Origin of the sequence: Flavobacterium xanthum (assembly GCF_900142695.1) — a bacterium.
GTDB classification, from domain to species: Bacteria; Bacteroidota; Bacteroidia; order Flavobacteriales; family Flavobacteriaceae; genus Flavobacterium; species Flavobacterium xanthum.
Genome location: NZ_FRBU01000041.1, coordinates 13,353 through 27,657, shown reverse-complemented (window position 1 = coordinate 27,657; position 14,305 = coordinate 13,353). Strand labels below are relative to the sequence as shown.

Annotated in this window: 11 protein-coding genes and 3 tRNA genes; 8 read left to right on the top strand and 6 right to left on the bottom strand. The window is 34.7% G+C overall.

The annotated features are described in order from the left end of the window. Window positions 1–139: 139 nt before the first annotated feature. On the top strand, window positions 140–1,600 hold the full coding sequence (locus tag BUC11_RS13975; protein ID WP_073355048.1) for a T9SS type B sorting domain-containing protein: 1,461 nt from the start codon (window positions 140–142) through the stop codon (window positions 1,598–1,600). 252 nt (window positions 1,601–1,852) lie between these two features. Here BUC11_RS13975 and typA read toward each other — a convergent pair whose 3' ends face one another. Next, window positions 1,853–3,649, bottom strand: a complete 1,797-nt coding sequence (gene typA / locus BUC11_RS13970; RefSeq protein WP_073355046.1) for a translational GTPase TypA — start codon at window positions 3,647–3,649, stop codon at window positions 1,853–1,855. A 174-nt stretch (window positions 3,650–3,823) separates the two neighbouring features. Here typA and BUC11_RS13965 point away from each other — a divergent pair, with 174 nt between their 5' ends. Together BUC11_RS13965 and BUC11_RS13960 are read left to right on the top strand one after the other, a co-directional pair. Next, window positions 3,824–5,539, top strand: a complete 1,716-nt coding sequence (locus BUC11_RS13965; protein WP_073355045.1) for a PAS domain-containing sensor histidine kinase — start codon at window positions 3,824–3,826, stop codon at window positions 5,537–5,539. Further along, complete coding sequence (locus tag BUC11_RS13960) at window positions 5,539–5,949, top strand: response regulator (protein ID WP_073355042.1); 411 nt, start codon at window positions 5,539–5,541, stop codon at window positions 5,947–5,949. Before BUC11_RS13965 ends, BUC11_RS13960 begins: the two co-directional genes overlap by 1 nt. Before the next feature lie 68 nt (window positions 5,950–6,017). On the opposite strand, the gene rpsT is transcribed toward BUC11_RS13960, so the two are convergent. From rpsT to proS, 5 genes are all read right to left on the bottom strand, one after another. Further along, window positions 6,018–6,269 carry a 30S ribosomal protein S20 gene (gene rpsT, locus BUC11_RS13955; RefSeq protein ID WP_066078122.1) on the bottom strand — a complete coding sequence of 84 codons (252 nt, stop codon included), beginning with the start codon at window positions 6,267–6,269 and terminating at the stop codon, window positions 6,018–6,020. Window positions 6,270–6,302: 33 nt separating this feature from the next. After that, window positions 6,303–6,374 (bottom strand) — tRNA-Glu (locus BUC11_RS13950). A gap of 38 nt (window positions 6,375–6,412) precedes the next feature. Further along, a tRNA-Glu gene (locus BUC11_RS13945) sits at window positions 6,413–6,484 on the bottom strand. A 47-nt stretch (window positions 6,485–6,531) separates the two neighbouring features. Continuing rightward, window positions 6,532–6,603 (bottom strand) — tRNA-Glu (locus BUC11_RS13940). 78 nt (window positions 6,604–6,681) lie between these two features. Next, the gene (gene proS / locus BUC11_RS13935) at window positions 6,682–8,160 is read right to left on the bottom strand and encodes a proline--tRNA ligase (protein ID WP_073355041.1); all 1,479 of its coding nucleotides are present in this window, start codon (window positions 8,158–8,160) and stop codon (window positions 6,682–6,684) included. A 100-nt stretch (window positions 8,161–8,260) separates the two neighbouring features. On the opposite strand from proS, the gene BUC11_RS13930 reads away from it, so the two are divergent. The 5 genes from BUC11_RS13930 (at window position 8,261) to BUC11_RS13910 (ending at window position 13,950) form a co-directional block, all read left to right on the top strand. After that, window positions 8,261–9,334 (top strand): hypothetical protein, encoded by a 1,074-nt coding sequence (locus BUC11_RS13930; RefSeq protein WP_073355039.1) that lies wholly within the window; start codon window positions 8,261–8,263, stop codon window positions 9,332–9,334. A 54-nt stretch (window positions 9,335–9,388) separates the two neighbouring features. Further along, complete coding sequence (locus BUC11_RS13925) at window positions 9,389–10,966, top strand: OmpP1/FadL family transporter (RefSeq protein ID WP_073355037.1); 1,578 nt, start codon at window positions 9,389–9,391, stop codon at window positions 10,964–10,966. 238 nt (window positions 10,967–11,204) lie between these two features. Beyond that, window positions 11,205–12,518: a 30S ribosomal protein S12 methylthiotransferase RimO gene (gene rimO, locus BUC11_RS13920; RefSeq protein WP_073355035.1), complete on the top strand. Its 1,314-nt coding sequence runs from the start codon at window positions 11,205–11,207 to the stop codon at window positions 12,516–12,518. Between the two features lie 30 nt (window positions 12,519–12,548). Further along, a complete protein-coding gene (locus BUC11_RS13915) occupies window positions 12,549–13,016 on the top strand; it encodes a hypothetical protein (RefSeq protein ID WP_073355033.1) in 468 nt (155 codons plus the stop codon). 31 nt (window positions 13,017–13,047) lie between these two features. After that, window positions 13,048–13,950 (top strand): N-acetylmuramoyl-L-alanine amidase, encoded by a 903-nt coding sequence (locus BUC11_RS13910; RefSeq protein WP_073355032.1) that lies wholly within the window; start codon window positions 13,048–13,050, stop codon window positions 13,948–13,950. Window positions 13,951–14,305 lie beyond the last annotated feature (355 nt).

Here is a 14,305-nt window from a genome sequence, read left to right as displayed (position 1 = left end):
CAGGGAAAAGAATTAATTTTCTTTTCTTTGTTCTGAAAAAATATTTCATCTTTCTTTGAGATTCCTAACTTTCGCATTTATTAATTGAATTCAAGTTTCCCAAAATGATGCTGAAACAGATAGGAATGAATTAGGCCCCTTGTTTTATAACACGAACCCTAATCAACAGGACATTTATGTTAAAGCTTTTAGCCCTGCTACTTTATGTGTAGCCATTAGTAAAGTTAATCTAACTGTAACGCCTCTTCCGCTAGTAAACAACGTAACAATAGTGCAGTGCGATGAAGATTCTGATGGATTTTCAGCCTTTAATTTAACTATAAAAAATAACGAAATATCGCCTACTATCTCTGCTAAAATCACCTATTATACCTCACTTATTGGTGCAGAAATAAGTGACCCTGAAAAATTAATTCCTGACCCTATCGCCTTTACAAATACTACTGCAGGAAGCATGAAGGTTTGGGCACGAGTGGAGAACACAAACAGTTGCATAAAAATTGCCCAACTTGATTTACTAGTATCTACAACACAAATCCCACCTTCTTTCACTCGCATACTATCAGCCTGTGATGACTTAACAGCAATAAATGACGATAAAGACGGAGTCGCTACATTTGATTTCAGTAGCATTAACGTGGATATTAGTTCCATACTTCCGCCTGCGACAACTCCCTACTCTATTCAATATTTCAAAAATGAAGCAGATGCTTTATCCGAAAATAATGCAATACAAAACCCGTCCAAATATAGAAATGAAGGCTATCCAAATGAACAAATTATTTGGGTCCGAGTGGAAAGTACGGCAGACAATACTTGTTACGGTATAAGTCCTTTACTAAAACTAGTCGTGAATCCAAAACCAGTTATTGAGGATGATCCAGAGGGAACTAAAATAGTTTGTTCAAACCTTCCCGCATTTTATATAACATTAGAATCTGGACTTCCGAGCGGTATAGAATCTACCAACTACACTTATACATGGACAAAAAACAACAGTTTCTTAAGTGGACAAACGAATTCAACACTTGATGTTAATACGGAAGGTGATTACACGGTTGTAGTAACAAGCCTTGCAGGATGCAGTACAACAAAAAAGATAAAAGTTTCAGCATCAGATATTGCGACCATAACAAAGATAGACATAGTAGACTTAAGTGCTATCAATACAGTAACAGTAAACACAATTGGACAAGGTGCGTATGAATTCAGCTTGGACAAACCAAATGGACCTTTTCAGTTATCTAATTATTTCAATAATGTATCTTCTGGTATTCATGAAGTTTACATTAATGACAAAAATGGATGTGGAACGGTTAGTAAAACTATTTCTGTTATTGGTGTTCCAAAATATTTTACGCCAAATGATGATGGTTTTAATGATTTCTGGAATATTGAAGGAATAAATGCCACTTTTAATGGCAATTCAACTATCTATATCTTTGACCGCTATGGAAAGCTTTTAAAGCAATTAATACCGACAAGTCAAGGATGGGACGGTACTATTGCGGGACAACCTTTATCATCTGATGACTATTGGTACACTTTGCAACTAGAAGATGGTAGGGAGGTCAAGGGTCATTTCAGTTTAAAAAGATAATTAATTTTGGGGTATATGGTAGGCCAAATAGTAAATGATTACTTTTCATATTGAAGATTAGGCAATTTTTTATGCTAAAGGAAATTTCACTTTTTAGTGTTGCTATTATTGAGCTAACTATTTCAAGTTGCATTATGCAACTCTCTCTGATGAGGTAAAAAAACATCCCGATACTACTTAAACCCGTTATAAAAGGCCATAAAAAAAGCCATTCGAATAAACGAATGGCTTTTAAATCTTATAAAAATAGAATTAGATTTTAAATCTCTTTCTATCAGTTTCTGTCAAATAAATTTTACGTAAACGAATAGATTTAGGAGTTACCTCAACATATTCATCTTTTTGAATGTATTCTAAAGCTTCTTCAAGAGAGAAAATGATTGGAGGAATAATCCTTGCTTTTTCATCATTTCCTGATGAACGTACATTAGATTGTTTTTTCTCTTTAGTTACGTTTACACACATATCATCAGCACGAGAGTTTTCTCCAATTACCTGACCTTCATAGATTTCAGTATTTGGCTCAACAAAGAACTTACCACGATCTTGTAATTTGTCGATAGAATAAGGAATCGCTTTTCCTTTTTCCATAGAAATTAATGACCCTTTGTTACGTCCTGCTATCTCTCCTTTGTAAGGCTCATATCCAATGAAACGGTGTGCCATAATAGCCTCACCAGCTGTTGCAGTAAGCAATTGATTACGCAATCCTATAATTCCACGAGATGGAATATTGAATTTTACAATCATACGCTCCCCTTTCGTTTCCATGCTTAACATTTCTCCTTTACGCATAGTAACAAACTCTACAGCTCTACCAGAAAGATTCTCCGGTAAGTCGATTGTTAGTTCTTCAATTGGCTCACATTTTTTACCATCAATTTCCTTGATGATTACTTGTGGTTGACCAATTTGTAATTCGTATCCTTCTCTTCTCATTGTTTCAATAAGAACAGATAAGTGTAATACACCACGACCAAAAACCATAAATTTATCAGCAGAATCAGTTTCACCCATTTTCATGGCTAAATTTTTCTCTAATTCTTTAGTCAATCTTTCTCTAATATGACGAGAAGTTACAAATTTTCCTTCTTTACCAAAGAAAGGAGAGTCATTAATAGTAAACAACATACTCATTGTAGGCTCATCAATAGCAATTGATTTCAAAGCTTCTGGATTTTCAAAATCAGCGATAGTATCTCCAATTTCGAAACCTTCTACTCCAATAATTGCACAAATATCTCCAGCAATTACTTCTTGAACTTTCTTACGACCAAGACCTTCAAAAGTATGAAGTTCTTTAATTCTAGATTTAGTTGTTGTACCGTCTCTTTTAACTAATGAGATTGGCATACCTTCTTTCAATACACCTCTTTCTAAACGACCAATAGCGATACGACCTGTAAAAGCGGAGAAATCTAAAGATGTAATTAACATCTGAGGAGTTCCTTCCGATACTTTAGGAGCTGGTACATTTTCGATAACCATATCTAATAAGGCTTCCACATTATCAGTTACGTTTTCCCAGTGATCAGACATCCAGTTATTTTTAGCTGAACCGTAAACAGTAGGAAAATCTAACTGCCACTCTTCTGCACCTAATTCAAACATTAAGTCAAAAACTTTTTCATGAACTTCTTCAGGAGTACAGTTTTCTTTATCAACTTTATTGATTACAACGCATGGTTTTAAACCAAGGTCTAATGCTTTTTGTAATACAAAACGCGTTTGTGGCATAGGCCCTTCAAAAGCATCTACAAGTAGACAAACTCCATCAGCCATATTCAATACACGCTCTACCTCACCACCAAAATCGGCGTGACCAGGAGTATCAATAATGTTGATTTTTGTTCCTTTGTATACTACAGAAACATTCTTTGAAGTAATAGTAATACCTCTTTCACGCTCTAAGTCGTTGTTATCAAGGATTAAGTCACCTGTGTTTTCGTTATCACGAAATAACTGACAGTGATACATAATTTTATCAACCAAAGTTGTTTTACCGTGATCGACGTGGGCAATAATTGCAATGTTTCTAATAGATTCCATCTGTGATTTTTAATGGGTGCAAAGGTACACTTTATTTTGATATAAAAAATATTTATGCAATAGTTTACATATTCTTAACCTATTAGACCCCGAAAATAATAATAAAAAAAATCCTTAAAAAATAAGTTATCACTGATGATTAATAATTCGGCAATAATTATTTATATTTGAGTAATGAAAAGCAAAACCAATCAAGTAATAATCATCTACATCCTTATTTCAATGTTTGTAGCTATTGTTATTCACAAATTATTACTACAATATATATCTAATGAAAACCTTCCGTTTTTCACTTTTACCAAGGACCTTTTATTCGTACTGTTTACTGGTTTAATTTTCAAGCTCATTCTCTCGAAAAATGACAACCGAAACGTCGCCATATTTGAAAAACTCAAAAATACAAATGACGAAATAAAAGAATCAAATGAAAAATACAACATCGTAGCTAAAGCAACTAGCGATACCATTTGGGATTGGAAGATACAGGAAGACAGCTTTTCTTGGAACAAAGGAATTGAAAGTGTTTTTGGATACAAAGAAAAAGATGTAGACGATAATTCAAATTGGTGGTTTGATAAAATTCATCCCGAAGACAGTATTAAAATGTCCATTAGGCTTTACTCTTTTATAGAACAAAAAACAGAAAATTGGCAGGATCAATATCGCTTTAGATGCGCTGACAACTCCTATAAATATGTTCTAGACAGAGGCTTTTTATTAAAAGATGATACCGGTAAAGCAGTCAGAATGATTGGAGCCATACAAGATATTACCAAACAAAAAGAGGAAGAACAAAGACTTAAATTATTAGAGACCGTAATCACCCAGTCTAAAGATTCTATTATCATTACCGAGGCTGATTCCAGTGATGCTAAAATTCCAAACATAATTTATGTAAATCCTGCTTTTTCAATCATGTCAGGATATGAAGCTGTTGAAATCATTGGTAAATCCCCCGATTTATTTAATAGCCCAAATTCAGATAGTAACGAACTAAAAAAACTGTTAGCTGCTATTAAAAATAAGGAAGAATGCCTTATCGAAACGATAAGCTACACTAAAAACAAAGAGGAATATTGTGTACGCCTCTCTATGATTCCCATTTACAACTTAGACAATGAACTTTCGCATTGGATTTCAATCCAACGAGACATAACTGATGAGAAAAAGCAAGAAAGAGAAAAAGAGCAACTCATTAGAGAACTAACGCAAAACAATAAAGACCTAAAGCAATTTTCTTATATTACCTCGCATAACCTCAGAGCACCATTATCAAATTTAATAGGCTTACTGAATTTAGTAGAAGACATCCCGATCGAAAACCAAGAATTACAGGAGATTTTAAGCGGTTTTAATAAATCTACTCATTTATTGAACGACACAATCAACGACCTAGTAAAGGTAATCGTCATAAAAGACAATCCTTCCATTAAAAAAGAGGAGGTCTTTATTAAAAAAATATTTGAAAATGTTTTTAGTCAGCTTAATTTCCAAATTGAATTACACAAGCCAATCATTAAACTCGATTTTGAAAAAGTTGCTATCATTAATATCAATAAAGCATATATTGAGAGTATATTATTGAATCTATTAACCAATTCCATAAAATACAAATCTGAGAACAGAAAGCTCAAGATAACGATTACCACTCACGAAATTGATGATACTGTTGTTTTAATTTTTAAAGACAATGGCATCGGTATCGACTTGGTTCGAAACAGAGACAAAGTTTTTGGGCTTTACCAACGCTTTCATAACTACCCAGACAGCAAAGGACTTGGGCTATATTTGGTTAAATCACAAGTTGAAACAATGGGGGGAACTATCGAAATTGAAAGCGAAGTTAATAAAGGAACTACATTTACATTAACATTTAAAAACAGACAATAATGTTAGATCAAATTTTATGTATTGATGACGATCCTATAACACTTATGCTTTGCAAAAAAGTAATTATTAGATCATCATTTTCTAATGAAATAATCACATCCCAGAATGGCGAAGAAGCTCTTAATTTCTTCAACACCATTAAGTATACTAACAACAAAACTAATCCAATAACACAACCACAGCTTATTTTTTTAGACTTAAACATGCCCGTAATGGGCGGTTGGGAATTTTTAGATTATTTCAACAGTACAGAATTTGAAGAATTCAACACCATAAAGGTTGTTGTACTTACTTCAACAATTGACCCAGAGGACTTGGAAAAATCCAAGAAATACCCAATGGTTATTGACTTTTTATCAAAACCAATCAGTCAGTCTATGCTGGAATACTTAAAAGACAAATTAAAATAATAATGGTTATATACAAAAAAAGCTCTCATTTCATGAGAGCTTTTTTTGTATATAATAAATTGTGTTAATTACAATTTAGAAACAAGTTTCGTTAATTTAGATTTTAAATTAGAAGCTTTGTTATCATGAATAATATTCTTTTTAGCCAACTTATCAATCATAGAGATCACGTTTGACAATTTAGATGTAGCATCTGTTTTATCAGTAGCTATTCTTAATGCTTTTATTGCATTACGAGTAGTCTTGTGTTGGTATCTGTTTAATACTCTTCTCTTTTCGTTAGTTCTGATTCTCTTTAGAGCTGATTTATGATTTGCCATTTTATTGCTTTTTTATCTTTTACTATTTTATTGTAGTCCGTAAGGGAATCGAACCCCTGTTACCAAGACGAAATCTTGGCGTCCTAACCCCTAGACGAACGGACCATTATCCCCTAAGTTTTATCAATCTGAATTGAATTTTGTAGCCCGTAGCGGAATCGAACCGCTCTTACATGGATGAAAACCATGCGTCCTAACCGATAGACGAACGGGCCCTACTTCCCTCTAAGTTCAGGAAAACTTTAGTCTGCAATAAAAATAGTAGCCCGTAGCGGAATCGAACCGCTCTTACATGGATGAAAACCATGCGTCCTAACCGATAGACGAACGGGCCCTGCTTCTCTAATGCGGATGCAAAAATACAACTATTTTTGAGACGCACAATAGCTGATGCAAAAAAAAATTTTTTTTTTTAATATGCCTTCGCAAACAACACCCTTCCAACTGAACTTTCTCCAGTAAAAACACAGCTTCCCGTCGCTTTTACCCTATCTAATGGAATACATCTGATGGTCGCTTTAGTCAAGTCTTTAATCTTTTCTTCCGTAGCTGCAGTTCCGTCCCAATGTGCTGATACAAAACCTCCTTTAGTATCTAAAACTTCTTTAAACTCCTCAAAACTGTTTACCTCGGTAATATGTGTATTTCTATAATCTAATGCTTTTTCGAACAATTCTTTTTGAATTTGCTTCAATAAATCACTGACATAAGTTTCAATTCCATCTTTAGAAATTACTTCTTTAGACAAAGTATCTCTTCTTGCAACCTCAAAAGTTCCATTTTCTAGATCTTTTGGACCTACAGCAATTCGTACTGGCACCCCTTTCAACTCCCATTCCGCAAATTTAAAACCAGGCTTCTGAGTAGTTCTATCATCAAATTTCACAGAGATATTTAATTTTCTTAGAGCTGCAGTCAAAACATTTACCTCAGCTCTTATAGCATCCAACTGCTCATCTGTTTTATAAATAGGAACAATCACTACCTGAATAGGTGCTAAACTAGGAGGCAATACCAATCCTTGATCATCTGAATGCGTCATTACTAATGCACCCATTAAACGAGTAGATACACCCCAAGATGTTCCCCAAACGTGCTCTTGCTTTCCTTCAGCATTTGCAAATTTAACATCAAAGGCTTTAGCAAAATTCTGACCCAGGAAATGCGAAGTTCCTGCCTGTAGCGCTTTTCCGTCTTGCATCAAAGCTTCAATACAATACGTTTCCTCTGCTCCCGCAAAGCGCTCTGTTTCTGTCTTTATTCCTTTTATAACTGGAATTGCCATGAAATTCTCGGCAAAATCAGCATATACATTCATCATTTTTTCCGATTCTTCAACTGCTTCTGCTTTTGTTGCATGGGCCGTATGACCCTCTTGCCATAAAAACTCTGCTGTTCTCAAAAACAATCTGGTTCTCATTTCCCATCGCACCACGTTAGCCCACTGATTGATCAACAGCGGTAAATCTCTGTAGGATTGAACCCAACCCTTATAAGTAGACCAAATAATTGCCTCACTGGTGGGACGAACAATTAATTCTTCTTCTAATTTTGCATTCGGATCTACCATTAATTTACCGGGTCTGTCTGGATCGTTTTTTAACCTATAATGGGTCACGATCGCACATTCTTTAGCAAATCCTTCCGCATTTTTTTCTTCGGCTTCAAACATGCTTTTTGGCACAAATAATGGAAAATAGGCATTTTGATGTCCCGTTTCTTTAAACATTCGATCCAATTCTGCTTGCATTTTTTCCCATATCGCGTAACCATAAGGTTTGATAACCATACAGCCTCTAACTCCTGAATTTTCGGCTAAATCGGCTTTGACAACCAACTCATTATACCATTTTGAATAATCGTCTGCTCTCGTAGTTATGTTCTTACTCATACTGAATAGTTTGGCACAAATTTTGCATTAATAATTTTAAATAAATAGTTCCACAAAACTAACTATTTTTGTAATGTCCAACAATAAAAACTCCATATATATGAAAACTAGTACTCTTTCCTTCCGAAATCCGACAATATACTACTTAGTTGGATTTTTGAGCATTTTGTTTACATCCTGTGGCTCTTACCAAAATAGCTCTTACTATGATTCTGATGGAATATATGGTAATACTACAAGAAGAGCTGTTGCAGGAGAGACAGAAAATACTCCAAACAATCAATATAAAGACTATTTTGGGTCTTTACAAAACGACAATCAACCTGTAGAAATTTTTACAGATGTAGACAATTATAATGATTTTAGCACTGAAGACGACTCTCTACAAGACAACGGAAGCTATCCTGGTTGGGGCAGTAATCCTCAAGGTGTAAGCATAAACATCTACGACAACAATTGGGGCATGAACAATTGGGGCATGAATAATTGGGGATGGAACGGTGGTTTTGGCTGGGGAATGAACAACTGGTATGGAAACAACTGGGGATGGAATGGCGGTTTTGGTTGGGGAATGAACAACTGGGGCTGGAATGGCGGTTTTGGATGGGGTATGAATGCCGGTTTTGGATGGAATAATTGGTATGGAAACAATTGGGGCTGGAACAATTGGCAGGGTAACAATTGGGGATATCCTAATTCCAATAATAATGGCGGTTATTCCTATAATAGAGGCCGAAGAGGTTCTTCCTACACCACCAATACGAGTACAGATAGAAGTTACAACACCCGAAATTCAGCAAACTACTCTAGAAACCAAGGAAATACCGTTAACCGTAGAAACGATTTTAATGGTAGAGGAAATACAAATACTGATTTCCGACGAAATAGTGCAAACGGATTCAATAGGAACAGTCCAACTTTTTCAAGAAATCAAGGACAATCTCAAAACAACTCGAATTACAATCCAAGTAGAAGAGGAAGTGGTAACGCTACTCGCAACCAAAGCAACAGACCAGAAAGATCCTATACTCCAAGTTCAACAAACGACAACAGTTCAAGATCATACAGCCCTAGCAATAGTGGATCAAGCAGCTCCAGAGGATCAGGTAGCAGCGGAAATTCTGGAGGTGGCGGTAGATCATCCGGAGGTGGCGGTAGAGGCGGCAGAGGATAATCACTACGAAGTTCCTTTCTTTTTTATAGTATTAAATTATAACGATTCCATTATATGAAAAAATATTTTTTTTTAGTAGCATTAGGCTTCACTATCAGCGTTGCGCAATCACAAGAAATCTCTGATGCACTTCGCTATTCACAAGATAATTTGAGCGGTACAGCTCGGTTCAGGGCTATGAGTGGTGCGTTTGGAGCATTAGGAGGAGATTTATCTTCCATAAATGTAAATCCAGCAGGTTCCGCCATTTTTTCGAATAACCAAATGTCCATTACTCTAAGTAATTACGACCTTAAAAACAATTCGAACTACTTTGGAACCTCAACGACCGAAAAAAACAATTCTTTCGATTTAAATCAAGCTGGAGCTGTCTTTGTATTTAACAGCAAAGGGAATAGCAATTGGAAAAAAGTTTCGCTCGGTATCAATTATGAAAATACTAATAATTTTGATAATGGATTATTTTCCGCAGGAACGAATCCAAACAATTCAATAGCTAATTACTTTTTGAGCTATGCCAACAATTCAAATAATGGAGCCCCTGTCCCGCAAGAATTTGTAAACAGAGTACCTGGAGAAACAATCTCAGATTTATATTCATTTTTAGGGACTAGTCTTCCTAATAATCAATATCAAAACTTAAACGGATTCTCCGCTCAGCAAGCATTTTTAGGATATCAAGGCTTCGTCATTGATGCCGTTGACACCAATAACAACAACTCTCCTTATACTTCAAATGTTCCAGCTGGAGGAAATTATTACCAAGAAAATTCTATCTATAGCACTGGTTATAATGGAAAACTATCTTTTAATGCTGCAACATCATATAATGATAAGTTATATATAGGACTTAATTTGAATTCTCATTTTACGGACTATCGCAAATCATCTACTTTTTATGAAGATAATAATGCACCCGTAACAGCAGATTATACTGTAAGCAGATTGAGTTTTGAAAACGATTTATACACGTATGGCACAGGATTCTCGTTCCAAGTAGGAGCCATTGCAAAATTGACAAATGAAGTTCGTGTGGGTCTTGCTTATGAATCATCTACATGGTACAACTTAAATGATGAATTATCTCAAAGACTAGTTGTCGTAAGGAGTGCTTCAAATGCTGATGATATCACTAATGATATAAATCCTCAGTACGTAAACAGGTACGAACTTTATAAACTGCAAACACCAAGTAAGTTAACTGGAAGTTTTGCTTATGTTTTTGGGAAATCCGGTTTAATAAGCGTTGATTATGCTATGAAGGATTACAGCAATACTAAATTCAAACCTGAAAATGATTCTTATTTTAATAATTTAAATAGTGAAATGAATTCCACTTTAGCCTCTACTGGCGAATTAAGAATAGGCGCTGAATATAAAATTGAGGCTTTAAGTTTAAGAGCAGGATACCGCTACGAACAAAGCCCGTACAAAAATGCTGTAACTGTAGGCGATTTGACTGGTTATTCAGGTGGTTTAGGTTATAGTTTTGGCTCAACAAAAGTTGATTTAGCCTACTCGTATGCCAAAAGAAATACACAACAAGGATTTTTTAGTCAAGGACTTACTGATGGCGCAAGCATAGATGCTGTAAACAACGCTGTTTCACTAACCTTGCTATTCGAATTATAAAGTACTAAAATTAGTATAAGAAATCCGTTTCGTGATTATGAAACGGATTTTTTTTAGCCCTGATGGCAGTGAAAATCCTCCCGCTTTTTAGCGGGAGATTGCAACGAACAGCAGGAATAGCTCCATAAAAAACACAAAGTTTTATGGTTCGAAACGAATTAATAGAAACTGAAACAAGTTCAGTTTAAATAAAAATTGTAATTTTGCAAAATTCCCAAATTATAGGGATTCTAATGATATGAGAACGAAGTCTTTAAAAAAGAATAAAATAAACGTGATCACTCTTGGGTGTTCAAAGAATGTATATGACAGTGAAGTACTTATGGGTCAGCTTCGCGCAAGCGGAAAAGACGTTACGCACGAAGCTCCGGAAGCCGAAGAAGGAAATATTATTGTAATAAATACTTGTGGGTTTATTGATAATGCTAAGGCAGAATCAGTGAATATGATTTTAGAGTATGCTGATAAAAAAGAAAGAGGACTTGTTGACAAAGTATTTGTTACCGGATGTTTGTCAGAACGTTACCGTCCCGATTTAGAAAAAGAAATCCCTAATGTGGATCAGTTTTTTGGCACTACGGAATTGCCTGCTTTACTAAAAGCTTTAGGCGCTGATTACAAGCATGAATTATTAGGAGAACGTTTAACGACCACCCCTAAAAACTACGCTTATTTAAAAATTTCAGAAGGTTGCGATAGACCCTGTAGTTTTTGTGCAATCCCATTAATGCGAGGAAAAAATGTTTCCCAAACTATTGAAAAACTAGTAAAAGAATCTGAAGGGCTAGCTAAAAATGGCGTAAAAGAATTAATTTTGATAGCTCAGGATTTGACCTATTACGGTTTGGATATTTACAAAAAAAGAGCCCTTGGAGAATTATTAGAAGCGCTAGTTAAGGTAGAAGGAATCGAATGGATTCGTTTGCATTATGCTTTCCCTACTGGGTTTCCTATGGAAGTATTGGAAATCATGAAGCGAGAGCCTAAAATTTGTAATTATTTAGATATTCCATTGCAACACATTTCAGATTCAATTTTGAAATCTATGCGTCGTGGAACTACTCAAGCAAAAACAACTAAATTACTAAAAGAATTCCGCGCTGCGGTTCCGGGAATGGCTATTCGTACGACTTTAATTGTAGGTTATCCAGGAGAAACGCAAGAGGATTTTAACATACTGAAAGATTTCGTTCAAGAAATGAAGTTTGATAGAATGGGTTGTTTTGCCTATTCTCATGAAGAAAATACACATGCTTATTTACTTGAAGATGATGTTCCAGACCAGGTGAAGCAAGATCGTGCCAATGAAATAATGGAATTACAATCACAAATTTCTTGGGATTTAAACCAAGAAAAAGTAGGTCAAGTTTTCAAGTGTATTATCGATAGAAAAGAAGGAGGTCATTTTGTAGGACGCACAGAATTTGATAGTCCTGATGTAGATAACGAAGTCTTAATAGATGCTTCAAAGCATTATGTGAAAACTGGCGAATTTGTTCTAATAAAAATTACAGAAGCAACAGAATTTGATTTATACGGAGAACCCGCTTAAATTTATAATATTTGATTTAAAACATTAATTATGAAACCACTTCAATCTATTCTAACGGTCCTGTTTATTGCATTATTTTCAAATACTGTTTCCGCACAATTTGGAAATGGTGGATTCAATAATGGTTATGGAAATAATAATGGTGGTAATCGCCGCATGAATAGTTCGATGGATCAAAATAGAACACAGGAAAAACCGAAGGAGATTCCTGTGGAAGTTACGGTTGCAAAAATAATCGAGCGAATAAAACCCGAACTCCTTCTAGATGAACTTCAAGTAGTGGCTCTTTCTAATATTTTGAACGAGAGCATTAGAACGCAGGGCATGCTTATGAAGGCGGAGACTAGCCAAGAACTTAAAATGGAAAACTTGAAAGTTCTTGCAGAGGTTACAGATAGAAAAATAATGGAGTTACTGAATAAGGACCAGAAAGAAAAATTTGTCGCCCTTAATGAAGCGGCAAAAAATCCGAAAAAATCCAAAAAAAAATCTAAATAATTGCTTACAGCCCATTGTTAAATAAACCTACATGAGAAAAATTTTTTATTATCTGATTTTTGCCGGCATTATTACTTCCTGCTCTCCCAATCCTTACAAAAAAAGTGAGAAAGTATATGACGAGAAACTTAAATCATTAAAAGAAACTATTTCAAATAAAGATCCGCATCCTTTGCCGGTCATTCCTAATGTAATACTAAATATTGATACTTTATACACACAGCAATTACAGACTTATAAGGACACGATTTTCAAAATGGGTTCTACCCCATTAGAAAACGGAATCAATACAGAATGGATAGGAACCGTAAATTTTAATTTAAGAAAACCTAACTTCATTATTATTCATCACACCGCACAAGATTCTCTGCAACAAACCATAAATACATTTACAAAAATAGCGCCGCAAGTAAGCTCTCATTATGTAATTTCAGATGATGGTAAAGTGATTCAAATGCTAAATGACTATTTAAGAGCTTGGCACGCTGGAAATGGTTCTTGGGGAAAAAATACGGATATTAATTCTACATCAATAGGTATTGAACTAGACAATAATGGATCTGAAGTTTTTTCTGAACTGCAAATCAACAGCTTACTGGCTCTTTTAACTAAGTTAAAAAAAGACTACAATATTCCGTCCCAAAATATTATAGGTCACGCTGATATTGCACCAACGCGGAAAAAGGATCCAAGTGCTTTATTTCCATGGAAAATATTAGCCGAAAAAGGGTTTGGAATTTGGCCTGATACTTTTTTAGAGACCCCTCCCGCTACTTTCAACATAGAACAAGGCTTACGAATAATAGGATATGATACTAAGAATTTGTCCGCTGCAATTATCGCATTCAAGCTACATTTTATTCAAACTGAAGTAAATGATCTTTTAGATGAAAAAACGATAAACACTATTTATTCTATTTATAAAAAGCAATAAACAAGTACGGGATTAAAAATTAAAAACTTCTTCTAGGCTTCTTATAAGACTATTTTTAGTTGTACTAGTTATTACACAATACCACAAAAAGCTATCGTACTACTACTAATAATATACTGTCAATCCCCTATTTTTTTAAATTGATATTTAGAAATTAATAGCCAAAAAAATTAAATTATTACGAATTCGATGGTCAACTATTTAGTACAACTGATCAAATGTACGCAAGGTTAAATCGAGAAAAATCAGTAAAATTTAATTCCAGATTCAAAAATGAGTTCATGATTTCAAAATTGATAGTCTGTGATAAAAACCTTTATTTAAACCAAAGCTAAAATATTACAAAGTGTTTAGT